Raw genomic sequence first — 23,996 nt, 5'->3', positions numbered from 1 at the left:
GGTGTCGGGGGCGTGCTGGTGGGGCGAGCGGGGCGGTGCTCAGCTCATCGCCCGGGTCAGGGCTTTCGGAGGTTCTCGTCGATGAAGGCGAGCAGCTCGTCGGCGGTGGCCGGTGGCGGGCCGGCGGGCGGCGGGCCGGCCGGCGGCGGACTGGCGGGCGGCGGGCCGACGGCGTTCCCGGGCGCGGGAGGGCTGCCGACCGCCGGTCGGTGCCCCGGTTCCTGTCGGTTTCCCGGCTTCCTGGTCGGGGCGCCTTCCCCCGGCCGGCCGAGCAGCGCCGCCAGGCGCGTACGGACCCGTGGATCGGGGGAAGCGGCGCCGAGTGAACGTTCCAGCAGGTCGAGCGCGGCGAGCACGTCCTCGGCCGGGGCGGCTCCGGGTTCCGCGTCCCCGCTCCCACCGGCGTCGCCCGGCTTCTCCTCCGGGGACGCCGTCTCGGCGAGCAGCTCGCCCAGGCGGCCGGTCAGGCGGGCCGGGGTCGGATGGTCGAAGACGAAGGTCGTCGGCAGTGGGAGGCCGCTCGACTCGGCCAGCCGGTTGCGGAGTTCGACGGCGGTCAGGGAGTCGAGGCCCAGGTCGAGCAGCCGGTCGTGGGCGTCGACGCCGACGTGCGAGCGCCGGCCGAGCACCTTGGCGACCTCCCGGCGGACCAGGTCGAGCAGCAGATCGGCGCGCCGCTCGGGCGCGCTGCCCCGCAGGCGCTCGCGCCACACCGGCACGCGCGAGCCTGGTCGTCCCGAGGTGGCCGCCCGAGGCGGGGGCGTGTCCGTGGCCCCGCCCCGCTCGGAGTCGGGCATGACCTCCGTCAGGAACGGATCGAGCCGGCCCTGTGCGGCCTGCTCGCGCAGGGCGGCGGCGTCCAGACGGACCGGAACGAGGGCCGCCCCATCGTTCAGGAGCGCCGCATCGAACAGCGCGAGCCCCTCCCCCGGCGCGAACGGCATGACTCCGGAGGCCTTCATCCTGGCCCGGTCGACCGCGCCGAGCCGGCCCGCCATGCCCTGGGCGTCGTCCCACCAGCCCCAGGCGAGGGATGTGGCGGGCAGGTCGAGGTGGCGGCGGTGGGCGGCGAGCGCGTCGAGGAAGGCGTTGGCGGCGGCGTAGTTGCCCTGCCCCGCCGAGCCGAGCACACCGGCGGCCGAGGAGAACAGCACGAAGGCCGTCAGCTCCCGGTCGCGGGTCAGCTCGTGCAGGTGCCGGGCGGCATCGGCCTTGGGGCCGAGGACCCGGGCGAGGCGGTCGGGGGTGAGGGTGGCGAGGACGCCGTCGTCGAGGACGCCGGCGCAGTGCACGACGGCCCGCAGCGGCCGGTCGGCCGGGACGGAGTCGAGCAGCCGGGCGAGCGCGTCGCGGTCGGAGACGTCACAGGCCTCGACGCGCACCTCGGCGCCCAGCGCGGCGAGTTCGGCGGCCAGGCGGTCGGCACCGGGGGCCTCCTGGCCGCGGCGGCCGGTGAGCAGCAGATGCCGTACGCCGTGCTCGGCGACCAGGTGCCGCGCGACCGCGCCGCCCAGTGCTCCGGTGCCGCCGGTGATCAGGACGGTGCCGTCGGGCCCGAAGCGCTGCGCGGGCCGCTGCCCTCCCTCCGTACGGGAGGGAGGGTCCGCTTCAAGCACGAGCCGGGGGATGAGCAACGCGCCCTGTCGCAGGGCCAGTCGGGCCTCTTCGGAACCCAGCACTGTGGCCAGTTCGGCAGTCGACGCGGCCGTTCCGTCGGTGTCCAGCAGGATCACGCGGCCGGGGTGTTCGCGCTGCGCGGACCTCCCGAGGCCCCACACAGCAGCGGTGGCCGGGGCGGCGGGGGCGTCGTCGGGACCGGCGGCCACGGCGCCCCGGGTCACGAGGACCAGACGGGTGGCGTCGAGGCGCGGTTCGGCCGCCCAGGACCGCAGCAGCGCGGTGGTGTGGTGCAGAGCGGTGCGCGTCCGTCGCGTGAGGTCCGCGTCCGCGTGCTCGTCCTCGTCACCGGTCGGTACGGGCACCAGGACGAACTCCGGCACAGGGAGGCCGTGTTCGAGCGAGGCCACCAGGGCTTCGAGGTCGGCGTGGCGCGCGCTGCCGGGCAGGTCCGCGAGACCGTGCGCCGGGTCCTGCCCCACGACGGCGAGCCGTACGGAAGAGGTGAGGGCGGGGTCTGTTCCGGGCCGGCCGGGCCGCCAGCGCACCGCGTACAGCGCGCCCGCCGCTCCGTCGGGCGACGGCGCGGTGGACGAAGCTGTACGCACCGGGACCGGCCGCAGCGACAGGGAGCCGACGGTGGCGACGGGCCGGCCCGTCGGGTCCGCGAGGTCCAGCGCGATGGTCGAGTCCCGCACGGTGAGCCGGACCCGCAGCCGGTCGGCGCCTTCGGCGTGCAGCGTCACGCCGCTCCAGGCGAAGGGCAGCAGCGGTGCCGACGCCGCTCCGGTGCGGAGCGCGGCGGCGTGCAGGGCCGCGTCCAGCAGGGCGGGGTGGGCGGCGAACCGCCCGGCGTCCGCGGCCTCCTCCGGTGCCAGGGCCACCTCGGCGAAGAGGTGCTCGCCGAGGGTCCACGCCGAACGCAGCCCCCTGAACGCCGGCCCATAGCCGACGCCCGTCGCCGCCAGCCGCTCGTAGAGCGGCTCGACGGGGACGGGGGTGGCCCCGGGCGGCGGCCAGGCGGCGTTGTCCGCCCAAGGGGCTTTCTCGGACGGGGAGTCCGTCGGATCCGAGTGCGTCAGGGTGCCGGTGGCGTGCAGCGTCCAGGGAGTGTCCGGGGCGGTGCCTTCGGCGGGGACGGGGCGTGCGTGGACGGTCAGGCGGCGCTCGCCGCCGGAGTCCGCCGCCGCGAGGCGCACGTTCAGCTGCACGGCGCCGCGCTCGGGCAGGTTCAGCGGCCGACCGAGGGTGAGTTCGGCGAGATGGCCGCAGCCGGCCCTGGCGCCGACCCAGAGCGCGAGTTCCACGAACGCGGTGCCGGGCAGCAGGGCCGCGCCGTCGACCTCGTGGTCGGCGAGCCAGGGGTGGGTGGTGAGGGACAGCGCGCCGGTGAGCACGAGCTCGCCGGTGTCGGGGAGTTCGAGCCGCGCGCCGAGCAGCGGATGGCCGGGGGTCTGGAGTCCGGCGCCGTCGACGGCGCCGTGGGATCCATCCCCGGTGCCGCGGCCTTCCCCGCCCCGGTTCTCGGCGTCCGTCGGCAGCCAGTAGCGCTCGGGGCGGAAGGCGGAGGTCGGCAGGTCGATCCGGCGGGCACCGGTGCCCGCGAAGTAGGTCTCCCAGTCGACGGGCACCCCTCGTACGTGCAGGCGGCCGAGGGCGTCGGCCAGGGCGTCGGCCTCGGGCCGGTCGCGGCGCAGGGCGGCGACGGCCGCGAGGGACGGGTCGCCCCAGCCCGCGATGAGCCCGGCGAGCGAACCGTCGGGCCCGGCGTCCAGCAGGGTCCGTGCGCCGTCGTCGGCGAGTCGGCGCACGGCGTCGTGGAACCGTACCGGCCTGCGCACCTGCTCCGCCCAGTACGCGGGCGAGGACAAGGTCTCGGCGGTCACCGGCTCTCCGGTCACCGTGGACACGAGGGGCAGCGCGGGCGGGTGGAAGGTCAGTTTCTCCGCGACGGCCCGCAGTTCGTCGAGCATCGGGTCCATCAGCGGGGAGTGGAAGGCGTGGCTGACGCGGAGCCGGGTGACCCGGTGTCCGGCGTCGCCGAGGCGCCGCGCGAGGGCGAGGACGGGTTCGGTCGGGCCCGAGAGGACCACGGCGGAGGGGCCGTTGACGGCGGCGATCGACACGCCCGCCGTGAGCAGGGGCAGGATCTTCTCCTCGGGCGCGTCCACCGCGACCATCGACCCGCCCGGCGGGAGGGCCTGCATGAGGCGGCCGCGGGCGGTCACCAGGGTGGCGGCGTCCGGGAGGTCGAGCACCCCCGCCACGTGCGCGGCGGCGAGTTCGCCGACGGAGTGGCCGGCGAGGGCGTCGGGCCGTACGCCGAGGTGGTCGAGGAGCCGGAAGAGTGCCACCTCGACGGCGAACAGGGCGGGTTGGGTGTACGCGGTGGAGTGCAGCAACGCGGCTTCGTCCGCGTCCTCCCGGGTTCCGGCGTCGGCGTCGGCGTCGATCACCTCGTGCAGGGGGCGCGGGAGGTGGGGGTCGAGGGCGGCGCGGACCTCGGCGAAGGCCTCGGTGAAGACGGGGTGCCGTTCGGCGAGGTGCCGGCCCATGGCGAGGCGCTGGCTGCCCTGGCCGGCGAACACGAGGGCGAGGCCGCCGCCGGTCGGGCGTCCCCACGCCTGTCCGGGCGGTCCTGGTGTGCCGTCGCCGTCGATGAGGTCGTCGAGACGTTCGAGGAAGTCCTCGCGGGAGGTGGAGAGGAGCGCCGCCCGGTGTTCGAAGGCCGTGCGGCCGGTGGCGAGTGCGGCGGCGACGTCGAGCGGGCGCAGGTCGGGACGCTCGTCGAGCCGTCGGCGTATCCGCGTGGCCTGGTCCCGCAGGTGGGCGGGGGTGCGGCCGGACAGCAGCATCGGCAGGGCGGCGGAGTTGACGGGTCCGCGGGGTCGCGGGGTCGTGCTCGCGGCCGGTTCGGCGGGGGCCTGTTCGAGGATCACGTGGGCGTTGGTGCCGCTGATCCCGAAGGAGGAGACGCCGGCCCGGCGCGGGCGGCCCGCCGCGGGCCAAGGAAGGCTCTCGGTGAGGAGTTCCACCGCGCCGGAGGACCAGTCGACGTGCGGGGTCGGCTCGTCGACGTGGAGGGTCTTCGGGAGGGACCCGTGGCGCATCGCCATCACCATTTTGATGACACCGGCGACTCCGGCTGCCGCCTGGGTGTGGCCGATGTTCGACTTGACCGAGCCGAGGAACAGCGGCCGGTCCGGTGCGCGGTCCGCGCCGTAGACGGCGAGGATCGCCTCCGCCTCGATGGGGTCGCCCAGGGAGGTGCCGGTCCCGTGCGCCTCGACGGCGTCCACATCGGCCGGGGTGAGTCCGGCACCGGCCAGTGCCTGGCGGATGACCCGCTGCTGCGAGGGCCCGTTGGGCGCGGTGAGGCCGTTGCTGGCACCGTCCTGGTTGACGGCGGAGCCGCGGATGACGGCGAGGACGGGGTGCCCGTTGCGGCGTGCGTCCGAGAGGCGTTCGAGGAGCAGTACGCCGACGCCCTCGCCCCAGCCGGTGCCGTCGGCGGCGGCGGCGAACGGCTTGCAGCGTCCGTCGGACGCCAGGCCGCGCTGCCGGGAGAACTCGACGAACGGCGTCGGCGTCGCCATGACCGTCACACCGCCGGCCAGGGCGAGTTCGCTCTCGCCGGACCGGAGGGACTGCACGGCGAGGTGCAGGGCCACGAGCGAGGAGGAGCAGGCCGTGTCGACGGACACGGCGGGGCCTTCGAGGCCCAGCGTGTAGGCGATCCGGCCGGAGGCGACACTGCCCGCCGTGCCCGACCCGAGGTACCCCTCGACCTCCTCGGGAACCCGGCGCACCCAGGACCCGTAGTCGTGGTACATCACTCCCGCGAAGACCCCGGTCCGGGTACCGCGCAGCTTCGCCGGGTCGATGCCCGCCCGCTCCACGACCTCCCAGGACGTCTCCAGGAGCAGCCGCTGCTGCGGATCCATCGCCAGCGCCTCGCGCGGGCTGATCCCGAAGAACTCGGCGTCGAACCCGGCCGCTCCCCGCAGGAACGACCCCCGCCGCGTGTAGCTGCGACCCGGGCGGCCCGGCTCGGGGTCGTACAGCTCGTCGGGGTTCCAGCCCCGGTCGCGCGGCATGTCCCCGACGGCGTCGCCGCCTCCGGCGACGAGGGCCCACAGCGCTTCCGGAGTGGTGATGTCCCCGGTGGTGTCGCCGCCAGCCGTGTCCGCTGAGCGGCCCGGGTAGCGGCAGGCCATGGCGACGATGGCGATCGGGTCCTCGTCCTTTGCGGCGGCGGCGAGCGGCGGCGCGCCGTGAAGCCCCGGGCCGGTCGGTGTGGTCTCCGCGGAATCCGTGGGGTCTCCGTGCAGTTGGGAGGCCAGGTAGGCGGCCAGCTCGCGCGGGGTGGGGCGGTCGAAGACCAGCCCGGCGGGCAGGGTGAGCCCGGTCGCCGCGCCGAGCCGGTTGCGTAGTTCGAGAGCCGTGAGCGAGTCCATGCCCAGCTCCGAGAACGCCCGCTCGTCCTGCGTCTCGTCGAGCGCGTCGAGCCCGAGCACGGCAGCGGCCTGTGCGCGTACGAGGGCGGTGAGGGTCCTCGTACGCTCGGCGTCCGCCATGGACCGGACCTGCTCGGCGAGGGCGTGGGCGTGGGACGGGGCGGTGGTGGTGCCCTGGGGAGCGGTCCGGCGGCGCAGCGGGCGGTCCTGCCGGACCAGGCGGACCGGGCCGTGCACCTGCCCGCGAACCAGCTCGCGCAGCGGTGCCGGAACGGGCTGGTCCTGGCCGGCGGGGCCGGTCAGGACCAGCCGTATCGGCACGAGGGCGGGCTCGTCCGCCGCGAGGGCGGCGTCGAGGAGCGCGAGTCCGTCGGCCGTGGCGAGCGGCTGGACGCCTGTGCGCGCGAGGCGCCGCAGGGCGGTCTCGTCGAGCCCGGCGGTCAGGTCGCTGCGTTCCTCCCAGAGGCCCCAGGCGAGCGCGGTCGCGGGAAGTCCCGCGGTGCGGCGCTGGGCGGCCAGGGCGTCGAGGAAGGCGTTGGCGGCGGCGTAGTTGCCCTGCCCGGCCGAGCCGAGCACTCCGGCGGCCGAGGAGAAGAGCACGAACGCGGACAGGTCGAGATCGCGGGTCAGTTCGTGGAGTCGCCAGGCGGCTTCGGCCTTCGGGCGCAGTACCCGGTGCAGCCGTTCCGGGGTCAGCGCCGTGATCGCCCCGTCGTCGAGAGCGCCGGCGGCGTGGACGACGGCGGTCAGGGGGTGTGCGTCGGGGATGCCGGCGAGCAGTGCGGCCAGGGCGTCGGGGTCCGTGACGTCGCAGGCGGCCAGGGTGGCGTGCGCGCCGTGGGCCGCGAGCTCGGCGCGCAATTCCTCGGCTCCCGGCGCCGCGGCACCGCTGCGGCCTGCCAGCAGCAGATGGCGAACGCCGTGCCGGGTCACGAGGTGCCGGGCGACGAGTCGGCCGAGCAGCCCGGTGCCGCCGGTGACGAGCACGGTGCCGTCGGGGTCGAAGGCGGTGGGTGCGGTCGGTGGGTGCTCGTCCGACGGGGTGGCGCGTACGAGGCGGGGCACGTGCGGTACGCCGTCTCGCAGGGCCAGTTGCGGCTCGTCCGCCGCGAGGGCGGCGAGGTTCGCCAGGTCGGCGCGCTCGGCGAGGTCCGCGAGGTCCGCGAGGTCGGCCAGGACGAACCGGCCGGGGTGCTCGGTCTGGGCGGAACGGATCAGGCCCCACACCGCGGCCTGGGCCGGATCGGCGGACTCGTTCGACGACACGGCGACGGCCGAACGGGTCACCACGACGAGGCGGGAGGCTTCGAGTCGCGGGTCGGACAGCCACTCCTGGGCCAGCGCGAGAACGCGCCCCGTCGTGGCGGCGGCCGTCTCGGGCACGCTGACGGCCGCCCGAGCGGGTGGATGATGCCCGGCGTCGGCGAGGACGAGCCCGGGTACGGGTTCGCCCGCGTCGAGCGCGTCGCGCAGGGCGGTGAGATCGGTATGGCGGCGCGCCACTCCTCCGAGCGGCGGTGCGTCGGTGTCGCCGAGCAGCACCGCACCACTGGCCTGGTCCCCCACGGCGGCGGGGATCGCGACGGGGGGCCAGTCGAGCCGGTAGAGCCCCGGACCTCCCGAGTCGGTCCGTACGGACGGTCCGGCGGTCAGGGCGCCCGGCGCGGGCCTCAGGACGACGGAGCCGACAGACGCCACGCGCCGACCCTGCTCGTCGTACGCGGTCAGCCGCCCGGCATCGGGCCCCTCGGTCGTGAGCCGGACGCGCAGCCTCGTCGCTCCTTCGACCTCGACGGTGGTGTCCTGCCAGGCGAACGGCAGCAGGACACCGGCTTCTTCAGGGGCGCCGGATTCCGGTGCGTCGGCGGCGAGGCCGAGGGTGTGGAGGGCGGCGTCGAGGAGGGCGGGATGCAGGACGTACCGGTCCTCCGCGACGGCTTCGGCGCCGCCATCGGACCCGGGCCAGGCTTCGAGTACGGGTTCGGGTTCGGGCTCGTCCAGGGCGACTTCGGCGTACACGGCTCCGTCCGTCCGCCAGGCCCGGGTGAGCCCCTGGAAGGCGGGCCCGTATCCGTAGCCTCGGCGTGCCAGCCGGTCGTAGAGGTCGGTCACGTCGATCGCAGAGGCGTCCGGCGGCGGCCATGCGCCAAGCGTCTCCTCCGAGGGAGCGGATTCGACGGGGGCGGGGGCGAGCAGGCCTGTGGCGTGCAGCTGCCACCCCTGCTCCTCGGTGGCGTTCTCGGGGCGCGAGAAGATCCGTACGGAGCGGCGGCCTTCCGTGTCGGCCGCACCGACCGCCACCTGGAGCGCGACCCCGCCGTCAGACGGGGGCACGAGCGGTGCGGTCACGCCGAGTTCGGCGAGCACGCCGCAACCGGCCCGACCGCCCGCGCGGAGCGCCAGGTCGACGAAGGCGGTGCCGGGCAGCAGCACGGTGTCGCCGACCCGGTGATCCGTGAGCCAGGGCTGCGCGTCCTCGGACACCCGGCCGGTGAGGACGTACTCGTCCGTCCCCGCGAGTCGCAGGACCGCCGAGAGCATCGGATGGTCCAGCGGCTCCTGGCCCGGGCCCTGCGCGGCGGCGGCGTGGGCGGCGGGCGTCGGCAGCCAGTAGCGCCTGCGCTGGAAGGGGTACGTGGGAAGTTCCGCCGCCCAGGTCCCTGCGGCTCGCCCGAGGACGGGCGTCCAGTCGACGTCGCCACCCCGGGCGAACTCCTCGGCGACGGCGGTCACGGGCCCGTCGGTGGTGCCGGTCACGGCCGTGGCCACGACCCCTTCGGCACCGGCGGCGACGGCCGCGAGACCTGCGAGCAGTTCGTCCCGGGTGGTGCCGAGCACCACCGCGCGGTGCTCGAAAACGGTACGGGTGGTGGTCAGCGCACGGGCGATGGCGAGCGGGTCCGTAGCGTCCGCGCCTTCCGTCAGCGCGGTCCGCAGCCGTGCGGCCTGGGCGCGCAGCGCGTCGGGGGTACGGCCGGATAGCGTCCAGGGGACGGTGCCGCCGACGCCGTGCGGCTCCTCCGGATCCGGCCGGTCTGCGGGGTACGCCGGGGCCGCCGGGGCCACCGGGTCTCCTGGGGCCGCCTGGCCGGTCGGGTCGGTCGTTCTCACGGGCTCTTCGAGGATGACGTGGGCGTTGGTGCCGCTGATCCCGAAGGACGAGACCGCTGCCCGACGCGGCCGGCCAGCCGCGGGCCAGGGAAGGCTTTCGGTGAGGAGTTCGACCGCCCCCGTGGACCAGTCGGCGTGCGGGGTCGGCTCGTCGATGTGGAGGGTCTTCGGCAGTACGCCGTTACGCATCGCCATCACCATTTTGATGACGCCGCCGACTCCGGCCGCGGCCTGGGTGTGGCCGATGTTCGACTTGAGAGAGCCGAGACGGACGGGGGTGTCGGCGTTACGCCCTCGGCCATAGGTGGCGAGCAGGGCGCGCGCCTCGATGGGGTCGCCGAGTCGGGTGCCGGTGCCGTGCGCCTCCACGGCGTCGACCTCGTCCGCAGCGAGACCGGCGTTCGACAGCGCCTGCCGGATCACCCGCTCCTGCGCGAGACCGTTCGGAGCCGTCAGACCATTACTCGCACCATCCTGATTGACCGCCGAACCACGCACCACAGCCAGCACACGATGCCCATGGCGCCGAGCGTCCGACAACCGCTCCAAGACCACGACACCGGCGCCCTCGCCCCACCCCGTACCGTCCGCGTCGGCGGAGAAGGCACGGCACCGTCCGTCCGGCGAAAGACCACGCTGGCGCGAGAACTCCAGGAAGACCCCGGGGCTGGACATCACCGTGACACCACCCGCCAACGCGAGCGAGCACTCCCCCTGACGCAACGACTGCGCCGCCAGATGCAACGCCACCAGCGAGGTGGAGCAGGCCGTGTCGACCGATACCGCCGGGCCTTCCAGGCCCAGCGCGTAGGCGATGCGGCCGGAGGCCACGCTGGCCGCGCCGCCGGTCAGGACGTAGCCGTCGGCGCCCTCGGCCGGCTCCGACAGGCGGGGGCCGTACTCGCCGAGGGAGGTGCCGACGTACACGCCGGTGTCGGTGCCGCGCAGTGAGGCCGGGTCGATCCCCGCGCGCTCGAACGCCTCCCAGGAGGTCTCCAGGAGCAGCCGCTGCTGCGGGTCCATCGCCAGCGCCTCACGCGGGCTGATCCCGAAGAACTCGGCGTCGAACTCGGCGGCGCCGTAGAGGAATCCACCGCTGCGGGTGTACGTGGTCCCCGGCCGGCCCGGCTCCGGGTGGAACAGCCGGTCCAGGTCCCAGCCACGGTCCCGCGGCATCTCGCCGATGGCGTCGCCGCCCGAGGCGACGAGCTCCCACAGGTCCTCGGGGCCGGTGACGTCGCCGGGGTAGCGGCAGGCCATGCCGACGATGGCGATCGGATCGGCGGCGGACGAGGCGCGCGGGGCGGACGGCGCGGGAACGACCTCGCCGCCGCCGGTACCTCCGCTGCCGTCATCGCCTTCGCGTTCCCCTTGGCCTTCGCCGGTGAGCAGGGAAAGGACGAGGCGGGTCACCGCCTTCGGGGTGGGGTGGTCGAAGACGAGGGTGGCGGGCAGGACGAGTCCGGTGGCGGCGCCGAGCCGGTTGCGCAGGTCCAGGCCGGTGAGGGAGGTCAGGCCCAGTTCGGAGAACGGCCGCCCGTCACGGATGCGTTCGGGAGAGGCGAAGCCGAGGACGGCGGCGACGACGCCTCGGACGACGCCGGACACCGCCCGCTCGCGCTCGGCCGCGTCGAGGCCGGCCAACCGGACGGCCAGGCCCTCGCGGGCCGGTGCCGCGCCGCCACCCGCCGTGTCGTCGGTCGCGTACCGCGCCTCGGGCAGCTCGGCGAACAGCGGCCGGGGGCGGCCCGCGGTGGCGGCGGGCAGGAATCGGGCCCAGTCGACCCTGGCGACGGTGACGCAGACGTCGTCACCGGTCAGGGCAAGGTCGAGGGCGGCCAGGGCCTCCTGAGTCCCGAGGCGGCCCAGGCCGATACGTGCGAACTCGTCCGCCACGGCGGTGTCCGCGGCCATTCCGGCGCCGTCCCACGCGCCCCAGGCGATCGAGGTGGCGGGCAGTCCGGCGGCGCGGCGGCGCTCGGCGAGCGCGTCGAGGAAGGCGTTGCCGGGGGCGTATCCGCCTTGGCCGGGCAGGCCCCACGTGGCCGCGACGGAGGAGAAGAGGACGAAGGCGTCCAACGGTGTGTCGCGGGTCAGCTCGTCCAGGTTGCGGGCGCCCGACGCCTTGGCGCCCAGGGCCCGTTCGAGCTGGGCGGGGGTCAGCGCGGTGAGGAGGGCGTCGTCGAGCTGGCCGGCCGCGTGGACGACGGTGGTCAGGGGAAGGGCGTCCGGTATGCCGGCGAGTACGTCGGCGAGGGCGTCGCGGTCGGAGACGTCGCAGGCGGCGAAGGTGACGCGCGCGCCGAAGCCGGTCAGCTCCGCGCGTAACTGCTGGGCTCCTGGGGCCTGTTCACCGCTCCGGCTGATGAGGAGCAGATGCTCGGCGCCCGCTTCGGCGAGCCTGCGGGCGACCTGGGCCCCCAGGGCTCCGGTGCCGCCGGTGACGAGAGCGGTGCCACGGGGCCGTCGGCGTCGGCGGTGGCCAGGCGTACCCACAGGGGACTCCGCACGCACCGGGGCCGGCGTACGGAGGGAAGCGGGCGTACGGAGGGGAGCGCGCTCCAGGCGGCGCGCGAGGAGGTCGCCGCCGAGGCGCAGGGCGAGTTGGTCCTCGGCGCCCGCGGCCCCGGCGAGGACGGCGCCGAGCCGGTCGGCGGAGGCTCCGTCGGGCCGCTCGGGAAGGTCGAGGAGGCCGCCCCACCGCTCCGGGTGCTCCAGGGCCACGATCCGTCCCAGTCCCCACAGTTGGGCCTGGTCGGGGTAGGTCGGCGGGTCTTCGGCACCGGTGGCGACGGCGCCCGTCGTCGCGTACCAGACACGGGTACGGGCTGCCGCCGGTTCGCCGCCCAGCGCCTGGGTCAGGGCGAGGGTGGCCGCGAGGCCCGCGGGGACCGAGGGATGTCCGGGCGCGCGGCCCTCGGCGAAGGCCAGGAGGGAGAGGACGCCGACCGGGCGTGCCTCGTCGAGGTGGGGGCGCAGCAGGGCGCCCATCCGCTCACGGTCTGCCGCCGGATCCACGGTCACGGTGCGTACGGCGCCGCCGCGTGCGGTCAGCGCTTCCTGCGCGGCGCCCGCCCAGGGGTGGGACCTCAGCCCCTCGGGCACGATCACGATCCAGGGCCCGTCCGCGACCGCTCCGGCGGCGACGTCCACGCGCCGCCAGCCGATCCGGTACCGCAGGGCGTCCATGGCGGCCTCGGAGCGCCGCCGTCCGTCCCACCGTGCCAGCGCGGGCAGTGCCGCGCCGAGCGCGGCGAGTGCCGGTGCGTCTTCCTGGCCGGTCGCGGGGGGCGCGTCCGCGTCCGGCTCGTGTGCGTCGTCTTCCTCGTATTCCGCGTCGAGGCGGCTGGTCGCGGGGGCCGCGAGGAGGCCCAGTTCCTCGGCGAGGGCCTTCGGGTCCTCGGCGCGTACGGCGGCCCAGAAGCGGTGTTCAGCCTCGTCGGTCGCGGCGCCGGACGACGTCAGCGGTGGCTGGGTCGGAGTCTGGATCTGGGGCATCAGCCAGTAGCGCTCCCCCACGAAGGGGTAGGTGGGGAGTTCGACGGTGCGGGCCGCGCCGTCGGCGAACAGCGGCGCCCAGTCGACGTCCCCGCCCCGGGCGAACTCCCTGGAGAGCGGGGCTGCCTGCCCGCCCTCCACGGCGGGGCCGGCGGAGGGCGGCACCACTCCCTCGGTACCGGCCGCCACCGCCGCGAGACCTGCCAGCAGCTCCTCCCGGGTGGTGCCCAGCACCACCGCGCGGTGCTCGAACACCGCGCGGTGGACGGCGAGGGTGTACGCCGTGTCCGACGGGCTCGGCGCGTCCTCGGCGCCCAGGTGGCGCCCGAGGCGCAGGGCCTGCTCGCGCAGGGCGGAGGGCGACTTCGCGGACAGGACGAGGGGCAACGACGCACCGGCCGCGAACTCCGGCCGCTGTGCCGGGTCGCCCGGTTCTGCCGGGTCTGCCGGGTCTGCCGCTGTCGCGGGCTCTTCGAGGATGACGTGGGCGTTGGTACCGCTGATCCCGAACGAGGAGACCCCGGCCCGGCGCGGTCCGCTCCCCCGCCGCTGCCAGGTGGTCGGTTCGGTGAGCAGTTCCACGGCACCGGACGCCCAGTCGACGAACGGCGACGCGTCGTCGACGTGCAGGGTCTTCGGCAGCACGCCGTGACGCATCGCCATCACCATTTTGATGACACCGGCGACACCGGCCGCGGCCTGGGAGTGCCCGATGTTCGACTTGACCGAGCCGAGGTACAGCGGCCGGTTCTCGGGGCGGGACCGCCCGTACGCCGCGAGCAGGGCCTCGGCCTCGATGGGGTCGCCGAGCCGGGTGCCGGTCCCGTGCGCCTCCACGGCGTCGACCTCGTCGGGGGTCAGGCCCGCGTGGGACAGCGCCTGCCGGATCACCCGCTCCTGCGCGAGACCGTTCGGAGCCGTCAGACCATTACTCGCACCATCCTGATTGACCGCCGAACCCCGCACCACCGCCAGCACACGATGCCCATGGCGCCGAGCGTCCGACAACCGCTCCAGAACCACGACGCCGACACCCTCACCCCACCCCGTACCGTCCGCACCGGCCGCAAAAGCCCGGCAGCGCCCATCCACCGAAAGACCACGCTGGCGCGAGAACTCCAGGAAGACCCCGGGGCTGGCCATCACCGTGACACCACCCGCCAACGCCAGCGAGCACTCCCCCTGACGCAACGACTGCACCGCCAGATGCAACGCCACCAGCGAAGAGGAGCAGGCCGTGTCGACCGACACCGCCGGACCCTCCAGGCCCAGCGTGTACGCGATGCGGCCGGAGGCCACGCTCCCCGCGCTGCCGGTGAGCAGGTGCCCTTCGGTGTCGCCGGCGGCCTCGTGCAGGGGCGGGCCGTAGTCGGAGGCCATGAGCCCGGTGAAGACGCCGGTGCCGCTGCCGCGCAGAGAAGCAGGGGCGATCCCCGCGCGCTCGAACGCCTCCCAGGAGGTCTCCAGGAGCAGGCGCTGCTGGGGGTCCATCGCCAGCGCCTCGCGCGGGGACAGGCCGAAGAACTCGGCGTCGAACCGGTCGGCCTCGTGCAGGAATCCACCGTGCCGGGTGTACGTCGTGCCGGGGTGGGCGAGGTCCGGGTGGTAGAGCGCGTCGAGGTCCCAGCCCCGGTTGTCGGGGAAGCCCGTCACGGCGTCGCGGCCTTCGGCGACCAGGCGCCAGAGGTCGTCGGGGCTCGTGACACCGCCGGGGTAGCGGCAGGCCATGCCCACGATGACCACGGGATCGTCGTGGCCGTCGTCGCCGGGGGTGGAGACCGTCGGCCGAGCTTCCTGGACGGTGCCCTCCGGCGCGCGGCCGGACAGTTCGTCGCGGAGCCGGGTGGCCAGGGCGCGGGGCGTCGGGTGGGCGAAGACGACGGTGGTGGGCAGCCGTAGGCCGGTGGCGGCGGCGAGCCGGTTGCGCAGTTCGACGGCGGCGAGCGAGTCGAAGCCCAGCGCCTTGAACTCCTGGTGGGTGTCGACCGGAGCCGCCGGGTCCAGTCCGAGAACGGCCGTCGCCTCGTCCTGGACGAGGCGGAGCAGCAGGGCGGCCGTCGCCTCGGCGTCGGGCGCCGCGTCGAGCCGCTGCCGCCACGAAGTCCCGGTGCCCGCGGCCTCGACGGGACTGGGAGCGGGCGCGGCTGGTACGGCGGGGGCCGTAGCCGCGACCGGTACCGCCGCTCCGGCGGTCGGCAGCCAGTGGTGGCGTCGCTGGAAGGGGTACGTGGGCAGGTCGACCGCCCGGCCGCCGCGGATCGCGGGGGTCCAGTCGACGGCCGCGCCGGCCACGTGGGCCTGGGCGAGGGAGGTGAGCAGTCGGGCTCGGTCGCCCTGGTCGCGTCGCAGGGTCCCGACGACCGCCGCCGGGTCGTCCGGGTCGGTGGCGAGGTCGAGGGTCTCCTGGACGCCGACGGCGAGGACGGGGTGCGGGCTGGACTCGACGAACAGCCGGTGCCCGTCGGCGAGCAGGGCGCGGACGGTCTCCTCGAAGCGCACGGTCCCGCGCAGGTTGCGGTACCAGTACGCGGCGTCGAGCCGGGTGGTGTCGGTGGTGCGGGACGCGGTCACGGTGGAGTAGAAGGCGGTGTCCGTGACGGGTCGGGGGGTGATGTCGGCGAGGGTGGTGAGGAGTTCGTCCCGTACCGCCTCGACGCCCGGCGAGTGCGAGGCGTAGTCGACGTCGATGCGCCGGGCTCGTACGTCCTCGGCCGCGTATGCCGTGAGCAGGCGGTCGAGTACGGCGGCGTCGCCTGCCAGGACCGTGGAGGAGGGGCCGTTGACGGCCGCCACGGCGACCCGGTCCTGCCAGGGCGCGATGCGTTCGACGACCTCGGAGGCTGGCAGCGGCACGGAGAGCATGCCGCCGGTCCCGGCCAGCCGGGCCAGGGCGCGGGAGCGCAGCGCGACGATCTTCGCGGCGTCGCGGAGGCTCAGCACGCCCGCGACGTGGGCGGCGGCGATCTCGCCCTGGGAGTGCCCGACGACCGCGTCGGGCACCACACCGTGGGCCTTCCACACCGCCGCGAGCGACACCATGACGGCCCACAGCGCGGGCTGCACGACGTCCACCCGCTCCAGCGAGGGCGCATCGGGCTCGCCGCGCAGCAGGTCGGTGAGCGACCAGTCGGTGAAGGGGGCGAGGGCGCGGGCACAGGCGGCGATGCGCTCGGCGAAGACCTCGTCCTGGTCGAGCAGGTCCCGGCCCATCGCGGCCCACTGGGACCCTTGGCCGGGGAAGACGAGGACGGTCCTTCCCCGGGCAGCCGGGCCCTGCGGCACGACCGCGGTCCTGGCGGGCCTGCCCTCGGCGACTGCGGCGAGTCCGCTCACCAGCTCCTCGCGGGTGGTGCCGACGACGACCGCGCGGTGCTCGAAGAGCGACCTGGTGACCACCAGGGAGTGGGCCACGTCGACGGGGTCGAGGCCGGGGCGACGGGTCACGAGCTCGGCGAGGCGCGCGGCCTGAGCACGGAGGGCCTCGGGGCCTTGGGCGGAGAGCACCCACGGAACGGGGGCGGTTTCACGTACAGGAAGAGGAGCATCCGCGTCCGGGACCGCGTCGGCCTCCTGATCGGGCCCCAGCCCGAGGCGGGGCGCCGAATCCGTCTCCGGCTCCGATTCCGACTCCGGCTCCGACTCCCGACCCGACGCCGGCTCCCGCCCCGGCTCCGACGCCGACCTCGGCTCCGACCAGCGCTCCGGCCCCGGCTCCGACCCCGCCCCCACCGTCCCCGGCGCCTCGCTCAACACCACATGGCAGTTGGTGCCGCCCACGCCGAAGGAGCTGACACCTGCGACGAGTTCGCGGTGCTCGTCGGGCCACGGCCCAAGTCTGGTCTGCACCCGGAGGTTGAGCGCGTCGAGCGGGATGTGCGGCGGGGGTGTCCGGTGGTGGAGGGTCGGCGGGAGCCGGCGGTGGCGCAGGCTGAGGACCACCTTGACCAGACCGGCGATGCCGGCGGCGCCTTCTAGGTGGCCGATGTTCGTCTTGACGGAACCCACGCGAAGCGGACCGTTCCCGGCCACGTCGCGGGAGCGGCCGAGCGCGGCACCGAGCGCGGCGGCCTCGACGGGGTCGCCGACGGGCGTTCCCGTTCCGTGCAGTTCGACGTACTGGACGGCGTCCAGGCCTGTGCCGGCGCGCGCGTGGGCCTGCCGGACGACGTCTTCCTGGGCGCGGGGGTCGGGGACGGTGAGGCCCTCGCCGCCGCCGTCGTTGTTGGTGGCGCTGCCCCGGATCACGCAGAGGACCGGGTCGCCGTCGGCGAGCGCCCGGTCGAGACGCTTGAGGACGACGAGCGCGCCGCCCTCCCCTCGTACGTAGCCGTCGGCGCGCGCGTCGAGGGTGCGGACCCGGCCGGTCGGGGAGAGTCCGCCCATGGCGGCGGCGACCGCCGCGGTCTCCGCGGCCAGGGCGAGGTTCACGCCGCCGGCGAGGGCGAGTTCGCTCTCGCCGCTGCGCAGGCTCTCGCAGGCGAGGTGCACCGCGACCAGGGAGGACGACTGCGCCGAGTCGACGGTGAGGCTGGGGCCGCGCAGTCCGAGGCGGTACGAGAGGCGGTTGGCGATCACGCCGCGCTGCAGGCCCGTCAGGGCGTGCCGTCCGACGGCGCCGGGCCCTTGGCGGCGGAGCAGGGTGGCGTAGTCGTCCCAGATGGCGCCGACGAAGACGCCGGTCCGGCTGCCGGCGACGTGTTCGGGGATCATGCGGGCGTCCTGGAGGGCTTCCCAGCCCAGTTCCAGCATGAGCCGCTGCTGGGGGTCCATGGCGGCGGCTTCGCGGGGGCCGATGCCGAAGAAGGCCGCGTCGAACCCGGTGACGGTGGACCAGTCGAGGAAGCCGCCGTGCCGCAGACCTGCGCTGGCCGGCTCCGTACCGGCGCCGCCCGGGCCGCTCGCCGCCGCCTCCGCGAGGGCGTCGGCGTCCCAACGTTCGGGAGGGGTGGGGACGACGGCGTCGACGCCGTCCCGCAGGAGCCGCCAGAACTCCTCCGGGTTAGCCGCCCCGGGTAACCGGCACGCCACTCCGACGACCGCGATGGGCGTGTCGTGCGGGCGGCCGGGCCCGTCCGGGTCGCCCCCGGCCCGCGTCGGCGTGACGGCGGGCCCGTCCGGGTCGCCCCCGCTCTGCGTCGGCGTGATGCCAGGCTCGTGCCGGTCGGCACGGGCAGCGTCGGCTATGTGGTCGGCGGCGCCGGCCATGTCGTGTCCCCCCTGGTTCCGGTGCGGAGCGTGTGGCCGCTGCTCCGGGTGGTGCGCGACGCGTCGCGCGGGGTGTCCGTACCCTTCCGTGGCGGGAGCATGCGCCCGCCGCATTCTTTGTCAGGTCGGACGTCAAGTCCGCGACAAGCCATCTAGACGGGCGGGGGGTACCCGAGAGGCTGGCACCCCAATTCAGGTGCGCGGGCCAGGAGTTACGACCTCAGGCCCCGGACGCCCCTGCCCTTTCCCCCGTCCCCGACGGGGTCAGAACAGCCGCCGCCAGGTGGTCGCGGAACCAGCGGTGCCCCGGGTCGGCGGCGTTGCGGGGGTGCCAGGCCATGGCGAGGTCGAGTGGCGGCAGGTCGAACGGGAGCGGAAAGGTGCGCAGTCCCAGTGCCTCGGTGGTGCGGGGCAGCCAGTCGGCGAGGGTGAGCGCGACGAGGTCGGTGTCTCTGGCGAGCATCATCGCGCTGGTGTGGCTGGGTACGACGACGGCGATCCGGCGCCGCAGTCCGCGTTCCGCCAGCGCGCTGTCGATGGGGCCGTGGCGTTTGCCGAGCCGGGAGATGCCGATGTGGTCGGCGGCGGCGAAACGGTGGGCGTCGATCTTCCCGTCGAAGAGGGGATGGCCGCTGCGGGCGATGCCGACCAGGGGTGTGCGGGTGAGGGGCCGGGTCTGGATCTCGGGGTCCAGGTGCCCGAGGACGCCGAGTTCGACGTCCACCCCGCCCTGTCGCAGCGCGGGCCCGCCCTCCAGCGCCTCCGGCAGGAAGACCACGTCCATGTCGGGCGCTTCGGCGTGGAGCCGCTCGCTCAGCGTGCCGGCGAGCCCGGCCAGGAGCAGATCGGCGGCCTGGACGGTGAAGGTGCGCTGGAGGTGCACGGCGTCGAATCCGGCGCCCGGCCGCAGAACGCTGTCGCAGCCGCGCAGCAACTCGGCGACTTCCTCGCGGAGTTCGAGGGCGCGCGGGGTCGGGACCATCTGCTGGCCCGCGCGGACCAGCAGGGGGTCGCCGACGGCGCGGCGGAGCCGGGCCAGGGTGCGGCTGGTCGCGGCGGGGGAGGTGCCGAGCCGCTCGGCGGCGCGCGTCACGCTGTTCTCCTGGAGCAGGGCGTCGAGGGCTCGCAGCAGGTTGAGATCCACGTTCGTACCCACACTCCTGAGCTGCATTTTTGCGTCTGCGGCAATGATTGACTGCCCATCTTTGCATTGTCGCGGACGGCGCTCCGGGCCGAGAGTGAGGTGTCCGCGAGAACGCGTGACACACCCCCTTTCCTCTTCCCTACAGGAGCCCTCCATGCTGCAGTCTCCCCACGCCGGCCGGGACGGCGACGTTCTGGCCGTGATCAGCCAGAGCGGCCCGACCATCTCGTTCTTCGACGCCGCCTCCGACCGCCTTCTCGGATCGGTGGAAGTCCCCGCCGAGCCGCACGAGTTGTGCTTCGACCCGACGCAGCGGCTGCTGTGGTGCACGACGGCGTACCGCTCGGGCTACTACCACGCCAACAGCGGCCGTCGCACCGAACTGACGGTCATCGACCCCGACACGCGCCGCGTCGTCGAGGTCGTCGACCTCGCCCCCGAACACGGCCCGCACGGGCTGGCCTTGGACACGTCACGGCGCCGCCTCTATGTCAGCGTGGAGGGTTCGGCGGACCGGCCCGGCGGTGTGGTCGTGATCGACACGGAGACCCGCCGACCTGTGGGCCGGATCGACACGGACGCGCCCGGGCCGCACTGGTTCGCCATCGATCCGTCGGGCACGACGGGCTACGCCACCAACAAGGAGGCGCCGTTCGTCTCGGTCGTCGACCTCGAACGGGGCACGCTCACGGCGAAGGTCGAGGTGCCGGGCAGCGAGGGACTCGCCGTCGCGGCCGACGGTTCGCAGGTCTTCGTCGCCGCGCCCTACGCCGGCTCGTTCGCCGCCACCGACGAGCAGCGGCCGACGCCGGGAATCCGGGTCGTCGACGCCAAGACGGCTTCGGTCGTCGACATCCTGCCCACCGAGAACATCGTCCTGCCGGTGCATCTGACCTCTACGGGAAAGCTCCTCGCCGGCGAACTCCTCATGGAACCGGACCCGACGTCCTCCCTCGGGCGCCACGCGCCGGGACGCCTCACGGTGTTCCGCGCCGACACCCGCGAACGGCTGGGCCAGGTCGAGGTGGGGCACTTCCCTCTGACCATCACCTCGTCGCCCGACGGGCGCATCGCCTACGTGGCCTGCGTCGTCTCGTCCACCGTCGACCTCGTCGACCTGGAGACGCTGCGGACCCTGGCCCGGCTGGACATCGCCCGACTCGCGGAACCCGGCGCCCACGGCCTCGCGTACATCCCGCGCCCGGCCTGATCCGGTCCGCCACAGAGCGCACCCGTCCGGCGGCCGGGGCCGTCCGCCACTCGGAGCCCAGAACTGTCAGGAACCTTTACTAACGACTGCGCTACGGGCAGTATGACGCGCGTCATCGACATCAGCACCCCCTCAACTCGACACCCCTCTCAACTCGACACCCCCTCAACTCGGCACCAACTCCCCCTCTGGAGGCGGTACATGACACGCCGACGCGCGTTCCCCGTCGCGATCGCGGCCCTGGCGGCCGTCGCCCTGTCCCTGCTCACTCTGGTCTCCCCTCTCCCGCCCGCCCACGCGGCGGCCGCCTGGACGCTCAAGTGGTCGCCGGACGTCGCCACGAACGGCCTGGGCGCGTTCGAGACGGTCGAGGACGACCGCGCGGGCTCCCATCCCGGGGGCGCGCCCCACATCAAGGTCGCCGGGGACGCGTACCGGTTCGACATGCACATGGTGGACCGCGACTCGTACGACGACCGGCAGCGGCAGGAGGTCACCGGCAACCGCACCTCGCCCTCCAGTTACCTGGAGTGGCGGCCGGGCGAGACCTGGCGCGTGACGTACTCGATGTACATCCCCAGCTCGCTGATGGCCACGACGACCTTCACCCACATCATGCAGACGAAGCAGCCGGGCAGCGGCACGTCACCGATCACGGTGACCTCGCTGCGCCGGGTCAACGGGGTGCAGACCATCGAGCACAAGATCTTCGACGGCGACATCCTGGTCGGCCGGACCAACCTGGAGCCGCTGCAGAACAAGTGGATCGACATCGAGTACGAGATGAAGATCGGTGACGGCACCTCCGGTTCGGTGCGCTGGGTGGTCAAGAGCGGCGGCACCACCGTCGTGGACGCCACCAAGACGGGCGTCGACACCTTCCTCGCCGACCGGGTCCGGCCCAAGTGGGGCATCTACCGCTCGCTCGGCGACACGTCCGGCTCGCTGCGCGACACGTACCTGCTCCTGAAGAACCTGAAGGCCTACCAGCTCACCGGCACCGGGGGCGGCACCGAGAGCCTGCTCTCCCAGGGCCGCCCGGCCACGGCCTCGTCCACCGAGGCCGCCGGCTTCGAACCGGGCAAGGCCGTCGACGGGTCCTCGACCAGCCGCTGGGCCTCCGCCGAAGGCGCCGACCCGCAGTGGCTCCGCGTCGACCTCGGCGCGCCCGCCGCCCTCTCGCGGGTCCGGCTCGACTGGGAGGCCGCCCACGCGAGCGCCTACCGCGTCCAGGGCTCCCTGGACGGCACCACCTGGACCGACCTCTCCACCACCACGACCGGCGACGGCGGCACGGACGACCTGACGGTCTCCGGTACCGCGCGTTACATCCGCGTGTACGGCACCAAGCGGGCCACCGCGTACGGCTACTCCCTCTGGGAGTTCAAGGTGTACGGCACCCCGGCGGCGTGACCCGCCCATGAGCGGTCCACGAGCGGCCCATGACCGGCCCGAGCGTCGAAGCTCGGGCCGGTCGGCCACGAAGGGATCAGCCCCGGCAGCCGTACGCCGCGGCCACCTCCGCCAGTCCCTCCCGGCCGCCGTCCGCGCCACAGCCCTCGTCCACGCGGGCGATCAGGAGCACCCGGGCGGGCACGCCGGCGGCCGCGTAGGCGGCGAGCCGGTGGTGCCCGTCCAGGACCGTGCCGACGAGCCACCGCTCCTCGTCCCGGGCCTCCGGAGACCGGTCGTCGATCCAGCCGAGGACCACGGCGGCGGGCCGCTCCCCCGCCGCGATGGCGGCCCCGTGCCGGGCGACGGTCGCCGGGTCGAGCGCCTCCGGCGGCTGCGAGGGCAGGAACGCGCCGTACGTGCACGGCACCCGGCCGCCCGGGACGGGTGCCGTGAGCTGGAAGTGCGCGACGCCCGGCCAGGAGTCCTCGGGGCGCCAGCCCGCGTACGCGGAGTCGTCTCCGTCCTCGGCTTCCCGGTCCGCGGCACGGCGGTACCACCACGACCGGGCCGGCTCGGTGACCCGCTCCAGCGGGAGGTCGAGGAGGAGGGCGCGGTAGTGGCCGGTCTTCAGCTCGCCGAGTACGGGACCCCAGGCGACGAGCAGCCCGGCGTCGAGCCGGTCCAGGCCGGCCAGCCGCTCGCGCATCCGGGCCGCGATCCGGGCCGCCTCGTCGTCCGGCCAGTCCAGCAGGGTCAGGCCCAGTTCACAGGTGTCGCAGATCGAGCCGACCCCGTACAGCGGTTTCCGGTCGAACGTCAGGGACCGGCCCCAGCGCGGCCAGGAGGATCCGGGCGACGGCGGGTCGTAGGCGACCCGGATCCGGCCCGCGCCCCCGTCCACGGAGAACCGCGCCCACGCCCCGGACTCCACGACGATGTCCCGCACCTCCGCGGGTGCGGGCTCGGTGCGGCCGTCGGCCCAGGCGGCGCGCACTGCCGCCGCGTACACCGCCCCCCGCGCCCCCTCGGGCAGGAGCGGGTCGCGTCCGGTGAGCCGTACGAGCGCGTGATGGACGTCGAACACCCGCTCCTCGCCGCTGTCGGCCAGCCATCGCAGCAGGTGCGGTACGGCGGCGGGGTCGCCCATCAGCTCCAGTGCGACGGCGAACGCGGTGTGTTCGAGCCCGGTCGTCTCGGGCAGCCGCTCGGCGATCGGCACCGTCCACTCGCGCGCGCCGAGGCGGCCCAGTGCGAGCGCGGCGCGGCCCCGCGGGGCGGCGGGGTCTTCGAGGAGGGCGCCGAGGCGGGGCGCGAGGGACGGGTCTCCGGAAAGCCCCATGGCGTCGACGAGTTCGGGGGCGAGCGTGCCGCCCGGGCGGGCGTCGCCCCCGTCGGACGGTGGAACGGTCTCGGCGTACGCGTGCAGCAGGGGTGCGGGCAGCCGCAGCTCGCGCGAGACCGCGGTGCTCAGCAGGTCCCTGCGGTCGGCGGCGGCGAACGCCGTCGGCTCGGCGAGCAGGCGCAGCAGCGCCGCGTCGCCGGGATCGCCAAGGATCCGGAGGAGCCAGGTGAGGTACGGGCGGAAGGTCGCCGGCTCCGTGTCCGACCGGTACAGCTCCTCGGCCGTCTCGGCGAGACGATCAGGCCGGTCGGCGCTCAGCTCTTCCAGCGCGGTCCACTGGTCGTCGGCGCGCAACGCGGCGCGCAGACGTGTCCGGACGGTGTCGTGGTGATCCCCCATACAGGCAGTATCGGCCACGGGAGGGCGGCAGCGGCGGCGGGGTGCACGCTGCGCAGACGCTGTGGGCCGTGGGGCTCACGCCGGCGTGTCGGGGCCGGCCAGCTGCTCCGCGAGCTCCTTCTCGTTCTCCTCGGAGAGCGAGGTCTTGAGGACGGTTCCGCCGAAGGGCGCAATCGCCGCGGCGAACCTGTCCTCGGTGACCTTGGAGGCCATGATGACCACGGCCGACGAGCCGGGGCGGAGGATCTCCTGGACCTTGCCCCGGAACTTGTTGTCGACGCCCATCTGGTTCAGTTTGCCGATGAGGCCGCCGACGGCGGCGCCCACCACACCCATGGCCGGCGTGAGGATGACCATGCCGAAGACCATGCCCCACAGGGCGCCGGCGGTGGCCGCCAGGGCCACTTCCTCTGTTCTCTTCGGCGTGTCGACATGGGTCGTGCCGTCCTCGTCCACCGTGACGACGGCCACCCCGATCAGGTCGACGACGTGCCCGTCCTTCAGTTTCTGCACCTCCGCGTACGCCTTGTCGGCGACCGCGCGGTCCTCATAGCCGATCACGATGAGCTCGGACATCGTTTCTCCTTCGTAGGGGAGCGGTGAGACGGCGGCTGCTGC

The 23,996-nt window shown here is 74.8% G+C and carries 6 protein-coding genes and 1 pseudogene; 3 read left to right on the top strand and 4 right to left on the bottom strand.

Annotation, left to right across the window (positions count from 1 at the left end; translation table 11 throughout):
* Positions 1-56: 56 nt before the first annotated feature.
* Together ACZ3ZE_RS23100 and ACZ3ZE_RS23095 are read right to left on the bottom strand one after the other, a co-directional pair.
* On the bottom strand, positions 57-17,888 hold the full coding sequence (locus ACZ3ZE_RS23100; protein WP_467260469.1) for an SDR family NAD(P)-dependent oxidoreductase: 17,832 nt from the start codon (positions 17,886-17,888) through the stop codon (positions 57-59).
* Positions 17,889-18,108: 220 nt separating this feature from the next.
* Positions 18,109-19,032 carry a LysR family transcriptional regulator gene (locus ACZ3ZE_RS23095; protein WP_467260466.1) on the bottom strand — a complete coding sequence of 308 codons (924 nt, stop codon included), beginning with the start codon at positions 19,030-19,032 and terminating at the stop codon, positions 18,109-18,111.
* A 154-nt stretch (positions 19,033-19,186) separates the two neighbouring features.
* Here ACZ3ZE_RS23095 and ACZ3ZE_RS23090 point away from each other — a divergent pair, with 154 nt between their 5' ends.
* The 3 genes and pseudogenes from ACZ3ZE_RS23090 to ACZ3ZE_RS23080 all read left to right on the top strand — a co-directional run bounded on the left by ACZ3ZE_RS23090 (position 19,187) and on the right by ACZ3ZE_RS23080 (position 21,655).
* Positions 19,187-20,242, top strand: coding sequence for a YncE family protein (locus ACZ3ZE_RS23090; protein WP_467260464.1), 1,056 nt, complete (start codon positions 19,187-19,189; stop codon positions 20,240-20,242).
* A 201-nt stretch (positions 20,243-20,443) separates the two neighbouring features.
* Positions 20,444-21,235 (top strand): annotated as a pseudogene (locus tag ACZ3ZE_RS23085) (Tat pathway signal sequence domain protein); the annotation flags it as partial.
* Entirely contained in the window at positions 21,209-21,655 is a 447-nt protein-coding gene (locus ACZ3ZE_RS23080; protein ID WP_361172890.1) for a discoidin domain-containing protein, read from the top strand. The pseudogene ACZ3ZE_RS23085 and the gene ACZ3ZE_RS23080, both read left to right, overlap by 27 nt.
* Before the next feature lie 76 nt (positions 21,656-21,731).
* On the opposite strand, the gene ACZ3ZE_RS23075 is transcribed toward ACZ3ZE_RS23080, so the two are convergent.
* Positions 21,732-23,378 carry a HEAT repeat domain-containing protein gene (locus ACZ3ZE_RS23075; protein ID WP_467260461.1) on the bottom strand — a complete coding sequence of 549 codons (1,647 nt, stop codon included), beginning with the start codon at positions 23,376-23,378 and terminating at the stop codon, positions 21,732-21,734.
* 75 nt (positions 23,379-23,453) lie between these two features.
* On the bottom strand, positions 23,454-23,954 hold the full coding sequence (locus tag ACZ3ZE_RS23070) for a DUF1269 domain-containing protein (RefSeq protein ID WP_467260459.1): 501 nt from the start codon (positions 23,952-23,954) through the stop codon (positions 23,454-23,456).
* Between the last annotated feature and the right edge of the window lie 42 nt (positions 23,955-23,996).

The sequence above is a fragment of the Streptomyces sp. NPDC023157 genome (genome assembly GCF_055560575.1).
This window is presented reverse-complemented; position numbering and strand designations above follow the sequence as displayed.

Excerpts from the sequence above, each read along its gene's own strand:
- ACZ3ZE_RS23100 (WP_467260469.1), bottom strand. The coding sequence starts at position 17,888 with ATGGCCGGCGCCGCCGACCACATAGCCGACGCTGCCCGTGCCGACCGG.
- ACZ3ZE_RS23075 (WP_467260461.1), bottom strand. The coding sequence starts at position 23,378 with ATGGGGGATCACCACGACACCGTCCGGACACGTCTGCGCGCCGCGTTG.
- ACZ3ZE_RS23090 (WP_467260464.1), top strand. The coding sequence starts at position 19,187 with ATGCTGCAGTCTCCCCACGCCGGCCGGGACGGCGACGTTCTGGCCGTG.
- ACZ3ZE_RS23070 (WP_467260459.1), bottom strand. The coding sequence starts at position 23,954 with ATGTCCGAGCTCATCGTGATCGGCTATGAGGACCGCGCGGTCGCCGAC.